The 21,596-nt window shown below is 50.0% G+C and carries 25 protein-coding genes; 17 read left to right on the top strand and 8 right to left on the bottom strand.

Going from position 1 to position 21,596, the window contains the following annotated elements; genetic code table 11:
• Positions 1–115: 115 nt before the first annotated feature.
• Genes lptB through MK185_11285 form a run of 5 tightly spaced genes read right to left on the bottom strand, consistent with a single transcriptional unit; the run spans position 116 to position 3,881 of the window.
• The gene (gene lptB / locus MK185_11305) at positions 116–844 is read right to left on the bottom strand and encodes an LPS export ABC transporter ATP-binding protein (protein ID MCH2041211.1); all 729 of its coding nucleotides are present in this window, start codon (positions 842–844) and stop codon (positions 116–118) included.
• Positions 841–1,371 (bottom strand): lipopolysaccharide transport periplasmic protein LptA, encoded by a 531-nt coding sequence (lptA, locus tag MK185_11300; GenBank protein MCH2041210.1) that lies wholly within the window; start codon positions 1,369–1,371, stop codon positions 841–843. Before lptA ends, lptB begins: the two co-directional genes overlap by 4 nt.
• The gene (gene lptC, locus MK185_11295) at positions 1,358–1,918 is read right to left on the bottom strand and encodes an LPS export ABC transporter periplasmic protein LptC (GenBank protein ID MCH2041209.1); all 561 of its coding nucleotides are present in this window, start codon (positions 1,916–1,918) and stop codon (positions 1,358–1,360) included. Before lptC ends, lptA begins: the two co-directional genes overlap by 14 nt.
• The gene (locus tag MK185_11290; GenBank protein ID MCH2041208.1) at positions 1,918–2,922 is read right to left on the bottom strand and encodes a KpsF/GutQ family sugar-phosphate isomerase; all 1,005 of its coding nucleotides are present in this window, start codon (positions 2,920–2,922) and stop codon (positions 1,918–1,920) included. The genes lptC and MK185_11290 overlap by 1 nt, the downstream gene beginning before the upstream one ends.
• Positions 2,919–3,881 carry a calcium/sodium antiporter gene (locus tag MK185_11285; GenBank protein MCH2041207.1) on the bottom strand — a complete coding sequence of 321 codons (963 nt, stop codon included), beginning with the start codon at positions 3,879–3,881 and terminating at the stop codon, positions 2,919–2,921. Before MK185_11285 ends, MK185_11290 begins: the two co-directional genes overlap by 4 nt.
• A gap of 198 nt (positions 3,882–4,079) precedes the next feature.
• Here MK185_11285 and MK185_11280 point away from each other — a divergent pair, with 198 nt between their 5' ends.
• From MK185_11280 to MK185_11230, 11 genes are all read left to right on the top strand, one after another.
• A complete protein-coding gene (locus tag MK185_11280; protein ID MCH2041206.1) occupies positions 4,080–4,895 on the top strand; it encodes an ATP-binding cassette domain-containing protein in 816 nt (271 codons plus the stop codon).
• Positions 4,895–5,683 carry a lipid asymmetry maintenance ABC transporter permease subunit MlaE gene (mlaE, locus tag MK185_11275; protein MCH2041205.1) on the top strand — a complete coding sequence of 263 codons (789 nt, stop codon included), beginning with the start codon at positions 4,895–4,897 and terminating at the stop codon, positions 5,681–5,683. The genes MK185_11280 and mlaE overlap by 1 nt, the downstream gene beginning before the upstream one ends.
• A 2-nt stretch (positions 5,684–5,685) precedes the next feature.
• On the top strand, positions 5,686–6,147 hold the full coding sequence (gene mlaD, locus MK185_11270; protein ID MCH2041204.1) for an outer membrane lipid asymmetry maintenance protein MlaD: 462 nt from the start codon (positions 5,686–5,688) through the stop codon (positions 6,145–6,147).
• 32 nt (positions 6,148–6,179) lie between these two features.
• Positions 6,180–6,839 (top strand): ABC transporter substrate-binding protein, encoded by a 660-nt coding sequence (locus tag MK185_11265; GenBank protein ID MCH2041203.1) that lies wholly within the window; start codon positions 6,180–6,182, stop codon positions 6,837–6,839.
• Between the two features lies 1 nt (position 6,840).
• Entirely contained in the window at positions 6,841–7,149 is a 309-nt protein-coding gene (locus tag MK185_11260) for an STAS domain-containing protein (GenBank protein MCH2041202.1), read from the top strand.
• 111 nt (positions 7,150–7,260) lie between these two features.
• Positions 7,261–7,497, top strand: a complete 237-nt coding sequence (locus tag MK185_11255) for a BolA/IbaG family iron-sulfur metabolism protein (protein ID MCH2041201.1) — start codon at positions 7,261–7,263, stop codon at positions 7,495–7,497.
• 3 nt (positions 7,498–7,500) lie between these two features.
• On the top strand, positions 7,501–8,775 hold the full coding sequence (murA, locus tag MK185_11250; GenBank protein MCH2041200.1) for a UDP-N-acetylglucosamine 1-carboxyvinyltransferase: 1,275 nt from the start codon (positions 7,501–7,503) through the stop codon (positions 8,773–8,775).
• Between the two features lie 23 nt (positions 8,776–8,798).
• A complete protein-coding gene (hisG, locus tag MK185_11245; GenBank protein ID MCH2041199.1) occupies positions 8,799–9,446 on the top strand; it encodes an ATP phosphoribosyltransferase in 648 nt (215 codons plus the stop codon).
• Between the two features lie 54 nt (positions 9,447–9,500).
• Positions 9,501–10,805: a histidinol dehydrogenase gene (hisD, locus tag MK185_11240; protein MCH2041198.1), complete on the top strand. Its 1,305-nt coding sequence runs from the start codon at positions 9,501–9,503 to the stop codon at positions 10,803–10,805.
• A gap of 283 nt (positions 10,806–11,088) precedes the next feature.
• Positions 11,089–12,168 (top strand): histidinol-phosphate transaminase, encoded by a 1,080-nt coding sequence (gene hisC / locus MK185_11235; GenBank protein ID MCH2041197.1) that lies wholly within the window; start codon positions 11,089–11,091, stop codon positions 12,166–12,168.
• A 30-nt stretch (positions 12,169–12,198) separates the two neighbouring features.
• Positions 12,199–13,107, top strand: coding sequence for a LysR family transcriptional regulator (locus MK185_11230; GenBank protein MCH2041196.1), 909 nt, complete (start codon positions 12,199–12,201; stop codon positions 13,105–13,107).
• Positions 13,108–13,166: 59 nt separating this feature from the next.
• On the opposite strand, the gene MK185_11225 is transcribed toward MK185_11230, so the two are convergent.
• Entirely contained in the window at positions 13,167–14,015 is an 849-nt protein-coding gene (locus MK185_11225; protein MCH2041195.1) for a hypothetical protein, read from the bottom strand.
• A gap of 224 nt (positions 14,016–14,239) precedes the next feature.
• Here MK185_11225 and MK185_11220 point away from each other — a divergent pair, with 224 nt between their 5' ends.
• Positions 14,240–14,848: a LysE family translocator gene (locus MK185_11220; protein MCH2041194.1), complete on the top strand. Its 609-nt coding sequence runs from the start codon at positions 14,240–14,242 to the stop codon at positions 14,846–14,848.
• A gap of 116 nt (positions 14,849–14,964) precedes the next feature.
• The gene (locus tag MK185_11215) at positions 14,965–15,333 is read left to right on the top strand and encodes a glutaredoxin (protein MCH2041193.1); all 369 of its coding nucleotides are present in this window, start codon (positions 14,965–14,967) and stop codon (positions 15,331–15,333) included.
• Between the two features lie 63 nt (positions 15,334–15,396).
• On the opposite strand, the gene MK185_11210 is transcribed toward MK185_11215, so the two are convergent.
• Together MK185_11210 and MK185_11205 are read right to left on the bottom strand one after the other, a co-directional pair.
• A complete protein-coding gene (locus MK185_11210; GenBank protein MCH2041192.1) occupies positions 15,397–16,005 on the bottom strand; it encodes a hypothetical protein in 609 nt (202 codons plus the stop codon).
• Positions 16,006–16,085: 80 nt separating this feature from the next.
• Positions 16,086–16,745 (bottom strand): TetR/AcrR family transcriptional regulator, encoded by a 660-nt coding sequence (locus tag MK185_11205; GenBank protein ID MCH2041191.1) that lies wholly within the window; start codon positions 16,743–16,745, stop codon positions 16,086–16,088.
• 292 nt (positions 16,746–17,037) lie between these two features.
• Between MK185_11205 and MK185_11200 the strand changes: the two genes are divergently transcribed.
• The 4 genes from MK185_11200 (at position 17,038) to MK185_11185 (ending at position 21,499) form a co-directional block, all read left to right on the top strand.
• A complete protein-coding gene (locus tag MK185_11200; GenBank protein MCH2041190.1) occupies positions 17,038–18,480 on the top strand; it encodes a coniferyl aldehyde dehydrogenase in 1,443 nt (480 codons plus the stop codon).
• 63 nt (positions 18,481–18,543) lie between these two features.
• Entirely contained in the window at positions 18,544–19,092 is a 549-nt protein-coding gene (locus tag MK185_11195) for a twin-arginine translocation signal domain-containing protein (protein MCH2041189.1), read from the top strand.
• A gap of 50 nt (positions 19,093–19,142) precedes the next feature.
• Positions 19,143–20,786, top strand: coding sequence for a GMC family oxidoreductase (locus MK185_11190; protein ID MCH2041188.1), 1,644 nt, complete (start codon positions 19,143–19,145; stop codon positions 20,784–20,786).
• Positions 20,787–21,211: 425 nt separating this feature from the next.
• Positions 21,212–21,499, top strand: a complete 288-nt coding sequence (locus tag MK185_11185) for a hypothetical protein (protein MCH2041187.1) — start codon at positions 21,212–21,214, stop codon at positions 21,497–21,499.
• Positions 21,500–21,596: the final 97 nt, after the last annotated feature.

Below are 21,596 nucleotides of genomic sequence, written 5' to 3'. Positions count from 1 at the left end.
ATCTATTGCATTATAGGCAAAGCTGCGGCACTTGGAATCCCTGTTGTTACTGATATGTCATAAATATTGCTTGACCCCCGGTTTAACGGGGTTGCTTTAAGCAGAGGCAGGCAAATTACAAACTAAAATCATCACCCAGGTAGATTTTACGCACCTGCTCATTGGCAAGCACCTCGTCAGCCCCACCCTCAGCAATAATGTGGCCGCCACCCACGATATACGCCTTTTCACAAATCGCCAGCGTCTCGCGCACACTGTGATCGGTAATCAGAACGCCAATTCCACGGTCTTTCAGCTGCCGAATAATATCCATAATGTCGGACACAGAAATCGGATCCACACCGGCAAATGGCTCATCCAGCAAAATAAAGGAAGGTTCCGCCGCTAAGGCCCTGGCAATTTCTACCCGACGGCGCTCGCCCCCCGATAAGGCCATGCCCAGACTGGAACGGATATGCTGAATATGAAACTCATCCAGTAAGCCTTCAAGACGTTGCTGACGTTCCCCACGGGTCAAATCTTTACGGGTCTCGAGAATCGCCATGATATTATCTGCCACTGTCAGCTTGCGGAAAATTGATGCTTCCTGCGGCAAATAACCGATACCCTTTTGAGCACGGCCATGCATCGGTAAATGACTGATATCTTCATCATCAATTTTAATCCGGCCTTTATCAGCTTGCACCAGATTAACGATCATATAGAAACACGTCGTTTTTCCAGCGCCGTTAGGGCCGAGTAAACCCACTATCTGGCCACTCTGAACCGACATGGAAACATCTTTTACCACTTCACGGCCGTTGTAGCTTTTAGCCAGATTTTCGGCTTTGAGGGTTTTAATCATGGCTGTTCTTTTTCCGGTTGAATAACCACTTTGATGCGTTGCTGTGGATCGACTTCAGCGCCAACATCATCGGCTTGCGTCGATTTTGCGCGTACTGTCTTGTTAGCGATGTCATAGATGATTGTTTCGCCATTGAACTCATTGCCTTCCTGCTGCATGCGACCATCACCGGTAATATGTACTTTTTTGCGAACAGCAAAGTAATCAATCCGATCCCCCTGGGCATGAGTCAGACCCTGATCAATACTGATCTGTTGTTGAAAACGGGCGGGGTTACCTTCAGCAACGGCTTTTTCCAGGACATTGCCGCTGCGGATAATCATCAGACGATCCGATTCAATTCTTAATGTGCCCTGGGTCAGCACCACATTGCCTTTGTAAATATAGATACCGGATTTACGATCAAGCTCAGCACTGTCAGACAAGATGGTTATTTCTTCTTTAGCATCTTCAGGTAACCCCTGAGCAGCAGCTGCCAATAAAGCAAGCACAACCACCACAAAAGCGCGAAAATTATTGCGGTACATATTGGGTTTCAACCTTAGCCTTTAATTCCATTCGTTGTTTCTTCATATCCATGACCATACCCACAGCATCGACCCGGGTAAGTGGATCCGTGATAATAACCGGTTGTTCCGTTTGCGCCAGCTGGCGTTGAGTAAAGTAATCTAAAGACTGAGTCTGAATGACCAAGCCATGGCTGTTGTCAGAGTCCAGCGGCCGTACTTCAACATTACGACGCAAACTTAATACGTCGTCCTGATCATTCATTGAGCCTTCATCCGCAACAACCTGCCAAACCATGCCATCCTCATCCTGAACATGGATTACCGGGCCCTGAAACACAGTATTATCAGAAACCGGATAGTGAGTTGAACGCTCTGCCGAAAAGCTCTGTTGCATACGACCCTCGTCATCATAACGACGGTTAAACAGAACCTTGCCATAGTAATCCGGTTCAGACGCCTGACGTTCAGACAAAGCCGCGGTGGATTCCTGGGTATAGTTATCCACCGCCAGCAGAGCAACGCCGAAAAGCAGAGTCATCACCAGCAGCAGATAACGTTTACGCATCAGATTACTCCGGCACGCAATAAATCGTGCATATTAATCACACCGGCAACGTCGTCACCGTTCATAACCACCAGCGCATTAATTTTGTTGTCTTCCATCACCTTCAACGCTTCTGCAGCGAGAATACCAGGTTCGGTAGTTTTACACCCGGCAGTCATGACATCAGCAATGGTGGCACTGTGAATATCAACGCCATGATCAATCGCACGACGTAAGTCGCCATCGGTGAAAATACCCTGCAGGCTGCCGTCCTGCTGCACCGTGGTCATACCCAGCCCTTTTGACGTTACCACCAGCAATGCTTCCGACATCGGAGTGTCGGGCGTTACAACCGGAATCTGTTTACCGGCATGCATAATGTTTTCGACTTTCAACAGCAGGCGACGCCCCAGACTTCCACCAGGATGAGAGAAGGCAAAATCTTCGGCGGTAAAACCGCGGGCTTCTAACAGCGCAATCGCCAATGCATCTCCCATCACCAGAGCGGTTGTGGTTGATGATGTAGGGGCCAGATCCAGCGGGCAGGCCTCTTGCTCTACACCGGTATTCAGGTGAGCATCCGCAGCTTTCGCCAAACTGGAGGTCGGCTTACCCGTCATACTGATCAGACCACAATCAAGACGCTTAAACAGCGGCAGCAGGCTGGTTACCTCACCACTTTCACCGGAATTAGACAGGGCAATTACCACGTCTTCCGACTGAATCATGCCCATATCACCGTGACTGGCTTCCCCCGGATGAACAAAAAAAGCGGGGGTACCGGTGCTGGCTAACGTCGCCGCAATTTTATTACCAATATGACCCGACTTACCCATGCCGGTAACCACGACACGGCCTTTGCAGTCGAGAATCATCTGACATGCTTTGACAAACGCTTCATCAATGCGGGGCTTCAGATTAATGATGGCCTGCTGTTCTAACTCAATCGTGCGCTGCCCGGATTTAATAAAATCAAATGCAGTGGAGGTGTCTGTATTCGGGGTGTTTGTGTTGTTGATGCTCATTGGGCACTCATATAAAACAAAGTAACTAAATATCCGGCATAGCAGGCACTTAAAAAAGCGCCGGAAGCACGGCCCAGAGTGCCTTTACGATAACTGATTAAAAACAGAATCAATAGCGCACAGGTTAATGCCATCATCACACTGTAATCACGATACAGCGCCATCGGCTCAACCGCAGTGACTGCAACCAATCCGGGAATCGGCATCACCGCTAATAAATTAAACATGTTGGAGCCAATCACATTACCGATGGCAATATCGTGATGGCCTTTCAAGGCACTGGCAACAGAGGCTGCTAATTCCGGCAAACTGGTACCGATCGCCACAATCGTTAAACCAATCACCAGATCACTGACACCATAGGCACGAGCAACTTCCGTGGCGCCCCATACCAGCATTTTAGAACTCAGCATCAACGCTCCCAATCCTACCAATAGCCAGAGCAGCGCAGATTTAAGATCGGTGTTCTCGATTGCTTCAGCTTCCTCTTCATCCACAATGGCTTCACCGGATTCCTGAGAATCCTGAAACATCAGATACAAAGCAAAAATCAAAGCCGCGATTAATATACTCGCATCGATCCAGTTTAATTCCAGATCCGCTAATACCAGCCCCCCTATAATAGAAATCAGCACCAGCAGCGGCAGCTCTTTCTTGAGCAACTTTTTTTGCAATGGGATCGGGCTCACCAGCGCGGTAACCCCGAGCACGAGCGCGATGTTGGTAATGTTCGAGCCCAAAGCATTACCAATAGCCAGATTCCCCGCTCCATCCAGCGATGCCATCGTCGAGACAAACATTTCAGGCGCCGAGGTGCCAATGGATACGATGGTCAGGCCGACCAGCAATTGTGACATGCCCAGTTTTCGCGCCGTTGCGGCAGCACCGATTACAAAACGATCAGCACTCCAAACCAGTATCACCAGGCCAACGATGATGGTCGCGTACGCCATTAACATATTGTTTAGTTTCCAGATATTGCGGGGACGAAAAATAAACGCGTCATTGTACCCGAGCATGACCACTTGGCAATTGCAACAATGCGTTTTGTGGGCTGGTACCAGTATGTTGTGTTTACACAGAGTTACAGCATTGGTTCTGTCATAACATTCGGCTATGCTTGCTTCATCAAAGTACTGAGAGATAAGGACGTATTCATGTCCTCGGATAAGCCCTACGTTTCGATACGCGGAATGAGTTTCAGCCGAGGCGACCGGCTGATTTACGATAATATGGATGTTGATTTTCCACGCGGAAAAGTAACGGCCATCATGGGACCCAGCGGAACCGGGAAAACCACATTGCTGCGACTGATTGGCGGACAGCTGATGCCGGATAGCGGCAGCATTGTTGTTGATGGCCACAGCATCCCACAATTGTCCCGCAAAGACCTGTTCAATTTTCGTCGAAAAAATATGAGCATGCTGTTCCAGACCGGAGCGCTGTTCACCGATCTGAATGTTTTCGATAATGTCGCCTTTCCGTTAAGGGTTCATACTGATATCCCGGAAACCATGATTCGCGATCTGGTATTAATGAAACTGGAGGCGGTTGGTTTACGCGGCGCCCACGATCTTAACCCAGCGGAATTATCGGGCGGCATGGCTCGACGGGTGGCATTAGCACGTTCGATTGCTATGGACCCGGAAGTCATCATGTATGACGAACCCTTTACTGGCCTGGACCCTATTTCAATGGGCATGATTGTGAAACTGATCCGTGGTCTGAACCAGGCATTGGGGCTGACCAGCCTGCTGGTCTCCCACGATATCGAAGAGTCCTGCAATATCGCCGACTATTTATGCGTGCTGTCAGGTGGCAAGGTGATTGGTTTCGGTACGCCGGAAGAATTACTGAACGACGGCAACGACGAAGTCAAACAATTCCTCAAAGGTAATCCAGATGGGCCGGTGCCGTTCCATTATCCAGCTGCAGATTATCGCAGCGAACTGCTATCCGGAGGCGTTAAATAATGAATATATTTAAACGCTATCTGGCGATGGGCCGCCATGGGGTTGAATCGATTCAGTCGCTGGGACGCGCGACGATGTTGATGGCCAACTCCGTTACCTGGGGCGGCCCGGGGAGCGCTGGGTTTTCTGACCTTGTCAGTCAGATTCACTCTGTTGGCGTTCGATCGCTTTCTATTATTCTCGTCGCGGGCTTCTTTGTTGGCATGGTACTCGGCCTTCAAGGCTACACCATTTTATCTGACTTTGGCTCAGAAGCAGCACTCGGCACGATGGTGTCGCTGACATTACTGCGCGAGCTTGGCCCGGTGATGACCGCTCTGTTGTTTGCGGGTCGCGCCGGTTCTGCGCTGACGGCCGAAATTGGCCTGATGAAAGCAACCGAACAATTATCCGCCATGGAAATGATGGGTGTTGATCCACTGAAACGGGTGATCACACCACGCCTCTGGGCAGGCCTGATCTCAATGCCAATTCTGGCGTTGCTGTTCAGTACCGTCGGCATCTGGGGTGGTGCATTTGTCGCGGTCGATATGCTGGGCATTGATGAAGGTGCCTATTGGGGCAATATGCAGGCCTCTGTCGATTTTTATGAAGACGTAATCAAAGGTGTCATCAAGTCCGTTGCGTTTGGCTTAGTCGTCACCTGGATTGCGGTTTATCAAGGTTACGACTCAATACCAACATCTGAAGGTATTGGTAAAGCAACAACTCAAACCGTTGTGATTTCATCACTGGCGGTACTGGGACTGGATTTTGTATTGACTGCCGTCATGCTGGGAGGCATTTAATTATGCGCATGCGTTTTGTAGAACTGACCGTTGGCACCTTTATGGTTTTGGGCGTTATTGCTCTGGTATTAATGGCCTTAAGGGTCAGTGGCTTATCAACTCAAGGGAATGGCAGTACCTATACCCTGAAAGCCCGCTTTGAAAACCTGGCTGGCTTAACCGAGCGTGCTAAGGTTTCCATGTCAGGTGTGACGATTGGTCGGGTAACCAAAGTTTACCTCGATCCTGAGTGGTATTCCGCAGTGGTGGAAATGGAAATTGACACCTCAATGAGCACCCTGACACTGGACACATCGGCAGCCATCCTGACTGCTGGCCTGCTGGGTGAAAAATACATCGGCCTGACCGTGGGCGCCGAAGAAGAGTACCTCGAAGACGGTGATTGGGTCGAAGACACCCAATCGGCCCTGGTCCTGGAGGAATTGATTGGCCGCTTCCTGTTTAACAAGGCAGAAGAAGGTTGATTGCCACGGTAGCAAAGGACTAGGAGAGAAAGATGCGCGCACTGTTACTGTTAATGACATTGTTGTACAGCCAGCTCAGCCTGGCCTCGGGGCAAGAGCTGGCCGAGCAGGCACATGAAGTTGTGAAACGGACAACAGAAGAACTGCTGGAAACCATCAACAATAATCGCAACTACTACGAAAGCGATAAGGCCAAGTTCTTCTGGGAGCTGGAAGACGTACTGGGGCCGATGGTCGACTTCAAACGCCTCACCCGCCGTATCATGGGCAAGCACTACCGCAAAGCCAGTCTGGATCAGCGCAAACGCTTCGCCCGAGCCTTTAAGCGCAGCTTGCTGAGTTCTTATGCTACCGGGCTGATCGAATTCAAAGACTACGATGTGCGGGTAATGCCACCTAAAACCGGGGTGAAAAATACCCTGCGTAACACATTGGTGGATCTTGAAGTAGTCACCCCGAGCGGCAAGGTTTTCCCGATTACACAAAGTATGTATTTACACCACAGGCAACGCCGCTGGATGGCCCAAAACGTCATTGTTAATGGCATTAACGTCGGCAAACTCTTCAACGAGCAATTTTCTCAGATGGTGTCGCAAGCAGATGGCAACATCGGTCTGGCCATCGACAACTGGATTGACGCCTTAAAACAACAAGGGCGTAAGCTGCGCAAAAAACAGCAAGCGGGGGAATAATATGGTTAACGCCGAGTTACGCATGATCAGCGCTTCCAGTGCCAGTCTCAGCGGTGACCTGCTGAACAGCACAACGGTTGGTGTGATCGAGCCGGGCAAACATTTGCTATCGAAAGCCGGGTCAGAATGGACAGTCGATATGTCGGGCGTTGGCCGGGTCTCCAGTGTTGGCGTGGCGCTGATCCTGGAATGGCTGCGCGCAGCCAACGCGCAAAATATTGAACTCAAAATCAAGAATCTGCCACAACATATGCGGCCGATTATCGATATCAGTGATCTGCAACCTGTGATTGAACCACTTCTCGACTGATTCCTCTGCGCCAAATAGCGATCGCGCTGCTACGGCGGCGCTTTTCCCTTCGGTTTATCGTACAAATCCGCTATGATTGGGCGTTTTCTCAAGCTGACTAGTGAAGTACTTATGACCCCGGCGGAAATTCTGCAAGTTCTGCAATCTGAAGCTCCTGAAGTGAACTGGTTTGTTGACGGTGACGGCTACAAATACGAAGTAGAAGCCGTGGCTGATGTCTTTAATGACCTCAACGCAGTTAAGCGCCAGCAGTTTGTTTACAAAATTCTTAATCCATATATTGCCGATGGCCGCATTCACGCGGTTACCATCCGCGCTCTGACCCCTGCCGAAAAAGCAGGAGCCTGAGTTATGGATAGCCTGCGAATAGTCGGCGGCAACCGCCTCGACGGTGAAGTACGCATTTCTGGCGCAAAAAACTCCGCACTGCCCATTATTGCAGCCACCTTACTGGCCGATGGCGTCATGCATGTTGGCAACCTGCCGCACCTGCATGACATCACCACCATGCTTGAATTGTTGGGTTGCATGGGCGTTCAGGTTGCCATCAATGAAGATATGTCCGTTGAAACCGACTGCGGCAATATGAACAGCTGCGTTGCACCGTACGACCTGGTGCGCACGATGCGGGCATCCATTCTGGTGCTGGGTCCATTGCTGGCGAAGCACGGTGAAGCTGAAGTGTCGCTGCCCGGAGGCTGCGCCATCGGTTCCCGCCCGGTGGATTTGCACATTCGCGGCATGGAAGCCATGGGCGCAGACATCGAAGTAGTGGATGGTTATATCAAAGCCAAAGCACCGGGTGGTCGTTTAAAAGGTGCCCATATCTTCTTTGATATGGTTACCGTAACCGGTACCGAAAACGTATTAATGGCTGCCGTGCTGGCCGATGGTAAAACCACCATCGAAAACGCAGCGCGAGAGCCAGAAGTGGTTGACCTCGCCAATTGCCTGGTTGCCATGGGCGCTAAGATCGAAGGCATTGGCACAGACACCCTGGTGATTGAAGGCGTTGAAAGCCTGCAGGGTTGTTACTTCGATGTCCTGCCTGACCGTATCGAAACCGGCACTTATCTGGTCGCAGCTGCTGTAACCGGCGGTCGCGTTAAGTGTAAGGACACCGACCCATTATTAATGGAAGCGGTGCTGCACAAGCTTGAAGAAGCCGGAGCTAAAATCACCACTGGTGACGACTGGATCGAACTGGATATGGAAGGCCGCCGTCCGCAAGCCGTTAATGTTAAAACAGCCCCACACCCGGCATTCCCAACGGACATGCAGGCCCAGTTTGTGGTACTGAACGCCATTGCCCAAGGTACGGGTACGGTTATTGAAACCATTTTCGAAAACCGCTTTATGCACGTCAATGAACTGATGCGGATGGGCGCTGACATCCACGTCGAAGGCAACACTGCGATTGTGACCGGCAAAGAGGGTTTAACCTCTGCTCCCGTTATGGCAACCGACCTGCGAGCTTCTGCCTCGCTGGTGATTGCTGCTCTGGTTGCCAATGGCGTAACCGACGTCAACCGTATTTACCACATCGACCGTGGTTACGAATGTATTGAAGAAAAATTCCAGCAACTGGGCGCGAACATCCGTCGTGTCTCAGGTGGAAGTCGCTAAATCTGTTAATTAGAGAAGAACTGATGACTCAACCGCTAACCATTGCCCTCTCCAAAGGCCGTATTTTAGATGACACCTTACCTCTGCTGGCAGAGGCGGGTATTCATCCGGTGGAGGACATTAAAAAGAGTCGTAAGCTGATCTTCGATACCAACCATGATCATATCAAGCTGATCGTACAACGCGCCGTGGACGTACCGACCTACGTCGAATACGGTGCCGCCGACCTGGGCATTGCCGGAAAAGACGTATTAATGGAATACGGCAGTGATAATTTGTGTGAACCACTGGATTTGAACATCGCGACCTGTCGTTTAATGACAGCAGCCATTAAAGAGGCAGAGATGCCGGCAGGCCGTTTAAAAGTAGCGACCAAGTTCGTCAACGTTGCTAAGCGCTACTTTGCTGAGCAGGGTCGTCAGGTGGATATCATCAAGTTATACGGTGGAATGGAACTGGCGCCGATTATGAATCTGGCCGATATGATCGTTGATATTGTTGATACCGGTAACACCCTGAAAGCCAATGGCCTGGAAGCACGAGATCTGATTGCCCCCATCAGCTCGCGCCTGGTTGCAGGTCGCGCGGCAATGAAGGTAAAACACGCTCAGATCCAGCCAATCATCGATCAGATGGCAGCAGCCGTAGAGCGTCAGCGTAACGCCGGTTAATTCCCTTTTCGGTCTCTGAATTGTTCAGAGGCCCTATTTATTCAGGTACACCTTATGGCCATTGATATTCGTCGTTTAAGCTCGGATCAGGCTGATTTTGCCGAGCAAATGGATGCCTTACTCGCCTGGGAAGCAGTCTCCGATCACCAGGTTCAGCAAATTGTTACTGATATTCTTACCCAGGTGAAAGCTCGTGGTGATGCGGCGGTGGTGGAATATTCCAACCGTTTTGATCACCTGCATGCCACCAGCATGTCGGAACTGGAGTTAAATCAGCAACAACTGCAGCAAGCACTGGATACACTGCCGGAGAATCAGCGCAGCGCGCTGTTAAAAGCCGCAGAACGGGTAACGGCTTATCACGAGAAGCAAAAACAAGATTCCTGGCAGTACACCGAAGCTGATGGCACCGTGCTGGGGCAGAAAGTAACCCCGATGGACCGTGTCGGTATCTACGTACCGGGCGGTAAAGCGGCTTACCCATCGTCGGTATTAATGAATGCGCTGCCTGCCCACGTGGCGGGTGTGCAGGAAATTATCATGGTGGTGCCAACACCGGGTGGTGAAGTTAACCAGTTGGTTTTAGCCGCTGCGGCTGTCGCAGGCGTAACACGCGTATTTACCGTCGGGGGCGCGCAGGCCGTTGCAGCGTTAGCGTACGGCACAGAAACCGTTCCCAAGGTCGATAAAATTGTTGGTCCGGGCAATATTTTTGTTGCGACCGCTAAGCGCCAGGTCTTTGGTGCGGTTGGTATCGATATGATTGCAGGCCCATCGGAAATTCTGGTGGTATGCGATGGCAAAACCGATCCTGACTGGATTGCGATGGATTTATTCTCCCAGGCAGAACACGATGAAGATGCCCAGTCGATTTTGGTTTCTCCAGATGGCGATTTCCTCGATCAGGTAAAAGCCAGCATCGATAAATTACTGCCGGATATGCAGCGCGCCGACATCATTCGGGCTTCTCTCGCTGGCCGTGCGGCATTAATCAAAGTGGCGGATATGGATGAAGCGCTGGAAGTGACTAACCGTATCGCTCCTGAGCACCTGGAATTATCGGTCGAAGACCCACAAGCCTTGTTGCCGGGTATTCGTCATGCTGGCGCCATTTTTATGGGTCGTCACACATCGGAATCACTGGGTGATTATTGCGCCGGACCGAACCACGTACTACCAACGTCGGGTACTGCGCGGTTCTCTTCGCCACTGGGGGTATACGACTTCCAGAAACGTTCGTCGTTAATTATGTGTTCTCCAGACGGTGCATCTGAACTGGGCAAAGTGGCTTCGGTTCTGGCTCGTGGCGAGCACCTGGAAGCGCACGCTCGCTCTGCCGAGTACCGAATTAAAAAATAGTACGTATTAAAAAACAGCTATCCGCTTTGCGGAGCTTATAAATAAGGAAGGCAGTACTTTTAAAAGCAGCAACATGGATGTGCTGAGTGACGCACCTTGCGATGTGGGCGGCTAAACGTATTTCCTTTCTTGTTTTGCGTATTTCAAAAAGATCGATCAGTATCTCAGCTCAACACGCCGTATACACATCCCTGCGGACTCTGTTATGGCATCCACGCCATAGACGGTTGATCTTCAGATAACCATCGATCTTTTTTCAGAATCAGAAACCTTCGAGACAATTATGGCCTCCATCACAGATCAGGTAGAACAATTAATCCGCCCGGAAATTCGTGCATTACAGGCGTATCCGGTGGGCGACGCCAGCGGCATGATTAAACTGGATGCGATGGAGAATCCATTCACCTGGCCCGGAGACATGGTCAACGAGTGGCAAGGTATTCTCGCCGAATGTGCCCTCAACCGTTATCCCCATCCAACGGCGCCCGAAGTGTGTGATGGCTTGCGCAACGTAATGCAGGTACCAGAGCAATACGATATTTTGCTGGGTAATGGTTCTGATGAAATTATTCAGTTACTAGCCATGGCGGTAGCCAAACCTGGTGCAAAAATTCTGGCGCCGGAACCGGGTTTTGTAATGTACAAAATGATCGCTACCTTTATTGGTATCGATTATGTCGGCGTGCCATTAAATGCCGATTTTTCGTTGGATATCGACGCCATGCTGTCGGCTATTAACGAACAGCAGCCAGAATTAATTTTCCTCGCCCAGCCAAACAACCCAACCGGTAATTTATGGGCAGAAGACGATTTACACGCCATCGTTAAAGCCAGCAATGGCCTGGTCGTTCTGGACGAAGCGTATCTGCCGTTCTCCAGCCGTAATCATCTGAACTGGTTGGATCAATATGACAATGTATTGGTAATGCGTACACTTTCCAAAGTGGGTCTGGCTGGCCTGCGCCTGGGCATGTTATTTGGTCGCCCGGAATGGCTAAACGAAATTAATAAAATCCGCATGCCATACAACATTAATGTTCTGACTCAGGCATCGGCTGCGTTCGCGCTGAAACACTATGACGTGCTGATTGATCAGTGCCAGCAATTAAAAGCCCAACGCAGCTGGCTGAATGAAGAGCTGAACAAGCTGGGTTTTGAAACCCACACCTCTGAGGCCAACTTTATCCTCGCACGTTGTCCTCACGGGCAACAGGCAAAAGCGATCTTTGCTACGCTGAAGCAACAGAAAATCCTGATCAAATGCCTGGACGGTGGCCACCCACTGCTTAATAACTGCCTGCGCTTTACCGTGGGTAAAGCGCCGGAAAATCAGGCCCTGATTCAGGCATTAATAAACGGTTAAGCAACCGAACTCCGTTTCAAAGAGTGCAACGTGGAACGTCTCAACCTTAATCTGCTCCGTGCGCTGTTGGTATTGCTGGAAGAACGTAACGTTACCCAGGCAGCCAACCGCCTGCACCTGACCCAATCAGCCATGAGTCGCCAGCTGAGCCAGCTGCGCGACTACTTTGGTGATCCATTACTGGTACGTGAACAAAACGATTACCTGCTCAGTGCCCGCGCCAAGCAGCTGTTACCCAAAGTGGATGCCATTCTTGCGGATGTGGGTAACCTGAAACAGGAAGAATTTAAACCAGAGACTTGCCAGCGCCGGTTCAGTTTTGCCTGCACCGATTACGTTGCTCAATATATTTTTCCGGCAGTCATCAACCGCCTGCAACGCGAGGCCCCGGGAATCGATCTGATTTATGAAGTGTGGAAGCCGGAACAGATCACTCAGCTGGGGCATTTACCCATGGATCTGGTGTCTACTACGCTGTCGGTCTTACCGGAAGGTTTATGCAGTATTTACCTTGGTGCCGACAAGCCCGTCTGCCTGATGAGAAAAGACCACCCATTAGCAACACATCAACACGTGGTTTTGACTGATGTGATCGACTACCCGTTTGTTCGCCTGAACAGCGGTGGCGATAAAGATTCCTTTATCGATAAAGCACTGGAAGATCAGGGATTAAATCGCCGAACGCTATTTGAAGTCCCGTATTTTTCCGCTGCATTTTCAGTCGTGGCGAGTAATCATAGCCTGATGATTTTACCGGAGCACATCGCTGATACCGCAATGCAGCATTTAGCACTGGATTACCGGCCACTGGATATTCGTGCGCCGGAAAACCACTATCACCTGTGTTGGCACGAACTCCATGATAAAGACCCGGCTCACGCCTGGTTGCGCGAGTGCATCGCCGAAGAAATGAAGCTGTCAGATTACTCTCCAAACTAAAAATTTCTCCCGGAAAACTGTTTGATTGTATCCCGGATGTCCATTTCGCCGTTTGGGACTTACTGAACGGACTGGTTTTTGAGGGTATAACTCAACGTCGTAAAGTACTGTTGGAAGCAACGATTAATCCTCAAGCGTTGCGCTCCCTGAGGATATAACCCGGCTTTGGCTTCCGGCGATTCTTTACTGCCTTTCACCAGAAAGTGATTTTTAACCGATGAGTCCTGAATGAAGGCTTCGAAAGCACGGGCACAAATTTCTTCCGGCTGACTGTAGTAAAAACTGTTCTGTTGTTTGTCTGCAGCAACCGATGCTTGAAATAAATCGGAAGGTGTTTCGCCATCTTCACGAATCAGAATCGCCTGATAACAAGCGGCTAATAACTGATTCAAGGGGTGGGTTATCATGTCATGATCATCCACCCACAACCTTGACGCAAAGTCCGTGTCTGGTTTCAGGCTATCCGGTTCAAACATTTTTCCAGCGATATAATGATCAAAGGCATGAAACCATTCATGGGCAATACTGCCCGGCCCGGCGTTTTTTGCCAGCGCAAAATTACGCTGCAGTGGCGAGTAGTGAGCCGACACACCGGGACGACCGCCGGTACCATATTGCAACCCCAGCGTGCCACGTAGCGAGATCAGTTCACGGCGGATTTTCAGCACTTTGGAGGTTGGATAAGCCGATCCCTGTGGCCCGGCCAGAATCTGAGTTAAGTCGCACAAGGCGTCGAAAAATAAACCCGCAGCTTTTTCCTGTTCTTTCACAGAAACCCAGCGACCAACATCCACCCCGCGAAAGCCAAACAGCTGACGAATGGTAAGAAAATCCGGAATCACGCCACCCAGAACCTGACGATGATCCGGGCCATTGCGGTAAAACTCTCGTTGATTAAAACGGCTCATATCACTCTGTATCAGAACCCGCTACCGGGTAAACTCTGGCCATTATATGCGATTCACCGTGCTATCTGTTCTGCCATGCAAAAAACTCATAACGGGTATCGCAAGCTTTTGTTTCCGCGTCTCTGGCACAACTTCTAAACTGCCGTCTGTACGACTTAATCAATCAGCGATGCAGACCCTGAATCGCTGATGTGAATACAGAACAGAGATCAACGAGTAAACCGATGACGTTAACCAGCTGGCTTTCCCTGGTCGCTATATGTGTATTAGGCGCTTTGACACCAGGCCCAAGCCTCGCCGTGATACTTAAGCAAAGTATGAATAACGATGCCAAACACGGCATGGTTGCGGGCACTAGCCATGCCATGGGCGTTGGATTGTGGGCCGTTTTAACCATCTTTGGTTTGGGCGTACTGGTGAACGAATCGCCGTTGCTGTTCAGCATCCTGACGTATGCCGGTGCTGCGTATTTAGCCTGGATGGGCGTTCAGGCGCTGCGAGCCGGTAGCAATGAAATTCAGCCGCTCACCAATGGACGCAGCGAATATCTGCAGGCAGCACGCGATGGGTTAATGATTTCATTGCTCAATCCGAAACTGGCCATCTTCTTTCTCGCCTTGTTTTCACAATTCATCTCGGCCAATGACAGTATGGCCGACCAGCTGCTGATGATTGCGACGGTTACCCTGATCGACGGCTGTTGGTACGCACTGGTGGCACTGGTTCTGAGTCGTGCGGGGCTGCTACAGACATTGGCCAATCATTCACAACCGATTAATAAACTGACCGGTATTATTTTTATTGCTCTGGCGGTCAGGGTGATTACGCTCTGATGCGCAGAGTGTGTATCACTCGAAAGTGACAAGCCGAAATACCGCAGGAACCTTATCGACCGCTGCCAATCTAAGGTACAATGCCGCCCGATTTATAATCAGCTGGTGAATTTATTATGTTGTTAAAAGTAATTCGTAATGCTCTGGGCTACAGCATTGCAGCTGTGGATGTTGTTACCCGTGGCAAAGGCCAGCAGCGATCGGCTGAGCAACAGGCCAACGTCAATACAGAGACACGCAATATGGCGCTGTACCAATTCACAGCCTGCCCGTTCTGCATTAAAACCCGCCGCGCCATCCACAAACTGGGACTGAATATCGAAAAACGCGATGCAATGAACGACGCCCAGTCACGTACCGAGCTGGAGCAACAAGGCGGTCAGATAAAGGTGCCCTGCCTGAGAATTTCGGAATCCGGTAAAGACGATGTCTGGATGTACGAATCCGGAGATATCATCGCTTACCTGCAACAGCGCTTCGGCTGATCAAAGCGCAGAATAGCTGCCGAGCCCAACCATTCGACAGCCTCAGCAGTCCACTCTGCGGAACTACAGCTTCAGCCCCATGCCAATCATCGGGCTGCAGCTGCTATCGCCATCGATATACAAGCAGGTTGCCCCCAACCCCAGACGAACCCGATCACTGGTGTTTATATTCACACCAACATCTGTCTGCCAGTAATAGAATGTCTGATCATCAATTTTAAAATCTGACCAGATATCATCTTGTTCAGTGCTACTGAGGTCATCAATTCCGTCCCAATAAACCCGGTTATAGCGAACGGTCGAATACAACTCGGTTTTACCTGTGGAATAGCTGAACGTCGGACCCAGATAAAATCCCTGGCTGTGAGCACCATCGCCGGATTTAAAAACACCAGCGAAACCGGCTGCCGAAAAACCCTGAGGGTTATTCAGCACACTGTGCTTTAACCAAAGTCCGTAATTACTGGATATCTGCTGTTCAACTACCGCCCCCACGTCCGTGTTATCACGTACACCGAATGCAAAGCTAACCGACGGTGCTGGCATCGCATTAACACTAAGCTCCTGAACGCCCTTCCCCAGAGTCGTTCCCCCGTTTGGTGTTGCCATCGGTGCAATGCCGCAAGCGGTCAGGCTTAACGTAATAACGGGTATCAACAAACGCTGTATCATGGCTTCGGTCTCTCAGTTCGCGTGCCGATCAGAATAATAATGCAACCTGAACATCAGCTGAAATAGCAGCCGGTCTGATACTAAGATCCAACCAACCAATCTGGTTTTGGTGATAATTGCTGCTGCAACTCTTCAATTTGTTCACGGTATTCATCAGTCAGATACGGTCGTTCCAGAGTAAATACCTGATAAATCCCACCCCACAACATCTGCTGCGAGATTTCGTCCTGACTTTCAGTGAGTAAATTACAGCGCAGGAAAGAGAACCAGGAGGTCACCAGAATCCAGGTATTTAATGCCAGTGCGTCAACATCATCTTCGCTGACGGTGATCATACCTGCCGCCCCCAAACCGCGGTAAATTTTACGCACCTGTTGCTGACATACCTGAAAGAAATCCCGGTAACGCGCCCGTAACGTCTCATCCGAACTTAACAGATGCTCCATATCACGGTGAATAAAACGGTAATCCCATAATCCGGTAAACACGTTTTTCAGGTAGTTAAGCTTATCCGTGGTGGTCAGCTGGCGATCTTCCGGCACCTGCAGGTTCTCAGAAACCCGTTGTTCATAGGCCAGAAACAGTTCGAAAATAATCGCCTGCTTATTTTTGAAATGGTAATAGAGATTCCCCGGCGAGATTTCCAGCCGCGCAGCGATATGGTTGGTGGTGACCGATCGTTCGCCGTGCTCATTAAACATGCTCAGGGCGGTATCCAGAATTCGCTGTTTTGTACTCATTCACACTCTCATTGATCAGGATCTTCACCGTCTCCCGACCCGCACCACGTCAACGGTAACAGGCAGAGCCGGCGGGCGACTATATCACGCTTGCAGTGACTTCCGGCCAGGCAATGGGTTCCTACCGGTCATTTACCGCTTTCAGGGCGTTTGATTCGGCCAATTTAAGCTCTTATGCGGCCAGAAGCGCGTTTGCCTGTTGACGTTTTAGAGTAATAACTCTAATAATGCAAACTGCAATGCTCAAGTTAGACCAAAGACAATAAAAAATGCGCTAGCCAGGGAGCCCGATATGGTTGCTACAGTTACTGATATCCACGAGGCACACGCCGAACTGGAACGTTTACACACTCTATTCCGCCAGCAGAAGCAGGCGTTCCGCAATGATCCCATGCCCAGTGCTGAACGTCGCATTGAGCAGTTGGAACACCTGCGTAGCGCCCTGCTGAAGCATCAGGACAATCTGGCAGAAGCTGTAAATGCCGATTTCAGCTGTCGCTCCCGCGACGAAACCAAAGTCGCTGAAGTATTAACCACCATAGAGAGCATCAAATACGCCAAGACGCGCATCCGCGGCTGGATGAAGCCGGAAAAACGTCACGTCGGCATGCTGCACGCACCGTCTTCCAATCAGCTGATTTACCAGCCGTTGGGGGTTATTGGCATTATGGTGCCGTGGAATTACCCCATTCAGCTGGCGTTGATTCCGTTAATGACCGCCCTGGCAGCGGGTAACCGCGCCATGATTAAAATGTCGGAGTTCACCCCGAAAACCAATACGGCATTGAAAGTCATGCTAGCCGAGGCGTTCGATGAAACCCAGGTAGCAGTGATTGAAGGGGAAGTAGAAATCTCATCCGCTTTTTCTGAACAGGCCTGGGATCATCTGATCTTCACCGGTTCCACCGCCGTCGGTAAAATTGTTATGGCCGCAGCCGCGAAAAATCTGACACCGGTAACACTGGAACTCGGTGGTAAATCACCGACGATTATCGCCCCCGACATGCATATGAAGGATGCGGTTGAACGTATTGCGTTTGGTAAATCGCTCAACGCCGGTCAGACCTGCATTGCCCCGGATTACATCTTGTTGCCAGAAGGCAAGCAACAGGCATTTATCGATACCTACCAAGCCACTTTTGCTCAGATGTACCCGAGTGTGCGCGACAATGATGATTACACCGCCATTGTCAACGAACGCCAGCACGAACGGTTACAGGCGTGGGTAAAAGATGCCGAAGAAAAAGGCGCCAGAATTACTGTGGTAAACCCAAAAGGCGAAACCTTCTCCGGCACCCGGAAAATGCCATTGCACATCGTCGAAAATGGTAACGACGATATGAAAGTGCTGCAGGAAGAGCTGTTCGGCCCGATACTCCCCATCGTTACTTATCAATCGCTGGATGAAGCGATTGATTACATTAATGACCGCGACCGTCCGTTAGCCTTGTATTTGTTCAGTTACGACAAAACCACCCAGGAAAAAATTCTCAGCCATACCCATGCTGGCGGTGTATCCATCAACGATACCCTGATGCACATCGCGCAGGACGATATGCCATTTGGTGGCATTGGCCCCTCAGGAATGGGTCATTACCATGGCAAAGAAGGCTTTATCGCATTGTCGAAAGCCAAAGCGGTACACAAAAAAGGTAAGTACAACAGCGGTAAATTTATTTACCCACCGTATGGAACCGCCATACAGAAAATGATTTATAAAATATTTGTTCGATAAATATTTATGCAGCAGACGAGGTCTGCTGTGTTCAGATAAAAACTGCTTGTAAAGGCAATAATAATGATATCAAACGTTTCACGCCGTGATTTTATGAAACTCAGTGCCAGCAGTGCCGCCGCATTATCGGTCGGCTCCAGTGTGGCACTGATGACCGGTTGCTCGCGCCAACCGGATAATGATCTGGGATTAATCTTTCTCACCAAAGACGATGCCGAATTTATTAAGGCCATCGCACCGGTCATTTTAAATAACAGCTTCCCGGCTTCTCTTACCGAAGAAGAAGCCAATGTTCGTCTGGTGAAAGCCGTCGATGAGTTAATTAATACCCTGGGTGAGCATTCCAAAGCTCAGCTGGCGCAACTCTTTACCATTATGAGTTCTGCACCATTACGATTAGTGGTTGGCGCTCCGGTGGGTGGGTGGAAAGACGCATCTGCGCAAGACATCGAGTCTTTCCTCGATGCCTGGAAGAACAGCATGATGGGCATTAAAAATATGGGCTATGCATCGCTGAGCAAAATTGTGTGTATTTGTTGGTACTCGCAGCCAGAGTCGTTCCGATTCTCTGGCTACCCGGGACCACCCAAGAAAATCCCAATGCCTGTTTGATCGCTCGCCGTGAAAATGCTGTTCATAAAAAAATTACCGAGATAAGTAAGATGACTGAGAGAACACCTCCAATTCCAATGGTAGCAGGCATTAGCGATCCGATGCTGGAAGGGATTGCCGATGGCTGGAAAGTCCACGACGCCGCCGACTTACAAGATGGCAGCTTATTAGAAGCCGATGTCATTATTATTGGTACCGGTGCCGGCGGTGGCACCAGTGCGGAAATTATCGCCGAGGCAGGCTTTAAAGTGCTAATGCTGGAAGAAGGCCCGCTGCGCTCTACCAACGATTTTAAAATGGATGAGCGGGAAGCCTACCGAGACCTGTATCAGGAAAGCGCCGGCCGCATGACCAAAGATGGCGCCATGTCGATTCTGCAGGGCCGCTGCGTTGGTGGAACCACGGTTATTAACTGGACCTCCTCATTCAGAACCCCGGACGAAACACTCAACTTCTGGGGCGAAAAATTCGCCACCCAGGGTTTCAGCCCGGAAGAAATGGCACCCTGGTTTGAACGCATGGAAAAACGTTTAAACGTATCTGACTGGCAGGTTCCACCAAACCCGAATAATGCCGTGTTAAGTGAAGGCGCAACCAAACTGGGCGTTGATTGGAAAGTCATTCCACGTAACGTAGCAGGCTGCTGGAATCTGGGTTATTGCGGTACCGGTTGTCCAACCAACGCCAAACAATCGATGCTGGTTACCACTATCCCTGGTGCGTTAAAAAATGAATCGGAACTGGTCTACTCCGCCCGCGCTGAAAAATTATTATTCGACGGTAAAAAGGTTGCCGGTGTAGAGATTACCGCACTGGGTAACGATAAAAATCCGACTGGCTCTAAATTAATTGCCCGCGCTCCGCACGTGATTATGGCCTGTGGCGGTATTAATGGCCCGGCACTGTTAATGCGCTCCAACGCGCCAGATCCGAAAAAGCGCGTTGGTAAACGTACCTTCCTGCATCCGGTGGCATTTAACTTTGCGAAATTCGATAAAACCATCGACCCATATTACGGTGCGCCGCAATCAATCTATTCCGACGAATACCAATGGGAAACCGTTGATGGCCCGGTGGGCTACAAATTAGAAGTACCACCACTGCAACCGGGCCTGGTTTCTGTACTGATGTTGGGTCACGGTGCGCGCCACTTTGAAGACATGCAGGACCTGCCAAATACCCACTCCATGATTGCACTGCTGCGCGATGGCTTTAACGAAGAAAGCCAGGGTGGTGAAATTGAACTGGCTTCTGACGGCTCCCCCGTGGTTAATTACGAAGTAAACGACTATTTGTGGGATGGCTTCCAACGTGCCTTCCTGAAAATGGCAGAAATTGAGTTTGCTGCCGGAGCGAAAGCCGTTCGCGCTTCTCATCTCGATTCACCGTGGTACACCAGCTGGGAAGAAGCCAAAGAAGGCATTCCCAAGTTAGAATTTCGCCTTAACGCCTTTACTGCTGGCTCCGCTCACGTAATGGGTGGCTTATGTATGGGAGAAGATCTGGAAACCTGCGTGGTCAATTCTGAAGGCAAATACCACTACCTGGATAACCTGTGGGTGTTTGATGGCTCAGCCTTCCCAACCAGTATTGGTGCTAACCCTCAGTTGTCTGTGTATGGAATGGCCTGTAAACAGGCGAATGGTTTGGTTGAAAAAATGCGAGCAGAGAAAGCGACTGCTAAGCAGGCTTAATCGCAATCAATCTAAGGTTAAAAAGCCGCTGAAAAACTGGATAGGATACCGGTTATCAGCGGCTTTTTTATGGCTCTTTAGTGGCCATATCGACCAATATCTACCAGGTAAAGACACACTGTCATTATAACCAGTATGATTCACGAAAAGGCCTTAAAGCAGCCACACTTTGCTTTCAGGCTTGCCCGTATTCCTCTCCGGTGATATTTTAAACACTAAAGAAATCAGTGGCTTACGTACGTGGTTTACAAGATAGTAGGCGCGTCGCAGCCAAAATAGTGTGCACGCACGCTTTTCTGGAAGGGAATGATCTTGCTAAGGAAGGTTTCTAAATGAAATCAGTTAGTTACATGACTAAGTTCGAAAGACGCTCGCCAGAATATCAGGCACGCACATGAATAAGCTGTTATGTTTCGAGGTAGGCCATGAAATTTATCGAAGAGGTAGAGGACGTTTTTGAGATAAGTAGCAGGGGTTGTGTCATTGTTCCTGGCATTCCCTACACTTTCGAGCCTGTAATCGGCAATGGGGCTCAGCTAGAGTTTCATAATCCAAGTGGCCGGGTTGTTTCAGCTACATTAAAAGGAATTGAAATGGTAAACCGAGGCAAGCCCATGAATCATGCTCCTTTCAGCGTGAATCGTGATGTTAAAAAAGGTGACATCGAAATTGGGGCTAAATTGTATTTAGTTAGCTATGAGCCAAAAACATAACAAGCGCAGGTTGTCGGAACGTGATCCTCCCCCGCTTTAACGGACACCAAAGTCAAACTGACGAGGTGTCCAATGCCCAAATATATTCAGCCAAGGA

It is taken from the genome of Saccharospirillaceae bacterium, from assembly GCA_022448365.1.
Classification (GTDB): Bacteria; Pseudomonadota; Gammaproteobacteria; order Pseudomonadales; family Oceanobacteraceae; genus Bacterioplanoides.
The sequence above is the reverse complement of the archived record's forward strand: the minus strand, read 5'-3'. Positions and strand labels throughout refer to the sequence as shown.

Bases quoted from the DNA above. Each gene is read 5' to 3' on its own strand.
- MK185_11210 (MCH2041192.1), bottom strand. From the start codon at position 16,005: ATGATACAGCGTTTGTTGATACCCGTTATTACGTTAAGCCTGACCGCT.
- MK185_11200 (MCH2041190.1), top strand. From the start codon at position 17,038: ATGGTTGCTACAGTTACTGATATCCACGAGGCACACGCCGAACTGGAA.
- lptC (MCH2041209.1), bottom strand. From the start codon at position 1,918: ATGCGTAAACGTTATCTGCTGCTGGTGATGACTCTGCTTTTCGGCGTT.
- MK185_11190 (MCH2041188.1), top strand. From the start codon at position 19,143: ATGACTGAGAGAACACCTCCAATTCCAATGGTAGCAGGCATTAGCGAT.
- MK185_11185 (MCH2041187.1), top strand. From the start codon at position 21,212: ATGAAATTTATCGAAGAGGTAGAGGACGTTTTTGAGATAAGTAGCAGG.
- MK185_11195 (MCH2041189.1), top strand. From the start codon at position 18,544: ATGATATCAAACGTTTCACGCCGTGATTTTATGAAACTCAGTGCCAGC.
- hisG (MCH2041199.1), top strand. From the start codon at position 8,799: ATGACTCAACCGCTAACCATTGCCCTCTCCAAAGGCCGTATTTTAGAT.
- murA (MCH2041200.1), top strand. From the start codon at position 7,501: ATGGATAGCCTGCGAATAGTCGGCGGCAACCGCCTCGACGGTGAAGTA.
- MK185_11215 (MCH2041193.1), top strand. From the start codon at position 14,965: ATGTTGTTAAAAGTAATTCGTAATGCTCTGGGCTACAGCATTGCAGCT.
- lptA (MCH2041210.1), bottom strand. From the start codon at position 1,371: ATGTACCGCAATAATTTTCGCGCTTTTGTGGTGGTTGTGCTTGCTTTA.
- MK185_11290 (MCH2041208.1), bottom strand. From the start codon at position 2,922: ATGAGCATCAACAACACAAACACCCCGAATACAGACACCTCCACTGCA.
- MK185_11265 (MCH2041203.1), top strand. From the start codon at position 6,180: ATGCGCGCACTGTTACTGTTAATGACATTGTTGTACAGCCAGCTCAGC.
- MK185_11220 (MCH2041194.1), top strand. From the start codon at position 14,240: ATGACGTTAACCAGCTGGCTTTCCCTGGTCGCTATATGTGTATTAGGC.
- hisC (MCH2041197.1), top strand. From the start codon at position 11,089: ATGGCCTCCATCACAGATCAGGTAGAACAATTAATCCGCCCGGAAATT.
- MK185_11260 (MCH2041202.1), top strand. From the start codon at position 6,841: ATGGTTAACGCCGAGTTACGCATGATCAGCGCTTCCAGTGCCAGTCTC.
- MK185_11280 (MCH2041206.1), top strand. From the start codon at position 4,080: ATGTCCTCGGATAAGCCCTACGTTTCGATACGCGGAATGAGTTTCAGC.
- MK185_11205 (MCH2041191.1), bottom strand. From the start codon at position 16,745: ATGAGTACAAAACAGCGAATTCTGGATACCGCCCTGAGCATGTTTAAT.
- MK185_11285 (MCH2041207.1), bottom strand. From the start codon at position 3,881: ATGTTAATGGCGTACGCGACCATCATCGTTGGCCTGGTGATACTGGTT.
- mlaD (MCH2041204.1), top strand. From the start codon at position 5,686: ATGCGCATGCGTTTTGTAGAACTGACCGTTGGCACCTTTATGGTTTTG.
- hisD (MCH2041198.1), top strand. From the start codon at position 9,501: ATGGCCATTGATATTCGTCGTTTAAGCTCGGATCAGGCTGATTTTGCC.
- lptB (MCH2041211.1), bottom strand. From the start codon at position 844: ATGATTAAAACCCTCAAAGCCGAAAATCTGGCTAAAAGCTACAACGGC.
- MK185_11225 (MCH2041195.1), bottom strand. From the start codon at position 14,015: ATGAGCCGTTTTAATCAACGAGAGTTTTACCGCAATGGCCCGGATCAT.
- MK185_11255 (MCH2041201.1), top strand. From the start codon at position 7,261: ATGACCCCGGCGGAAATTCTGCAAGTTCTGCAATCTGAAGCTCCTGAA.
- mlaE (MCH2041205.1), top strand. From the start codon at position 4,895: ATGAATATATTTAAACGCTATCTGGCGATGGGCCGCCATGGGGTTGAA.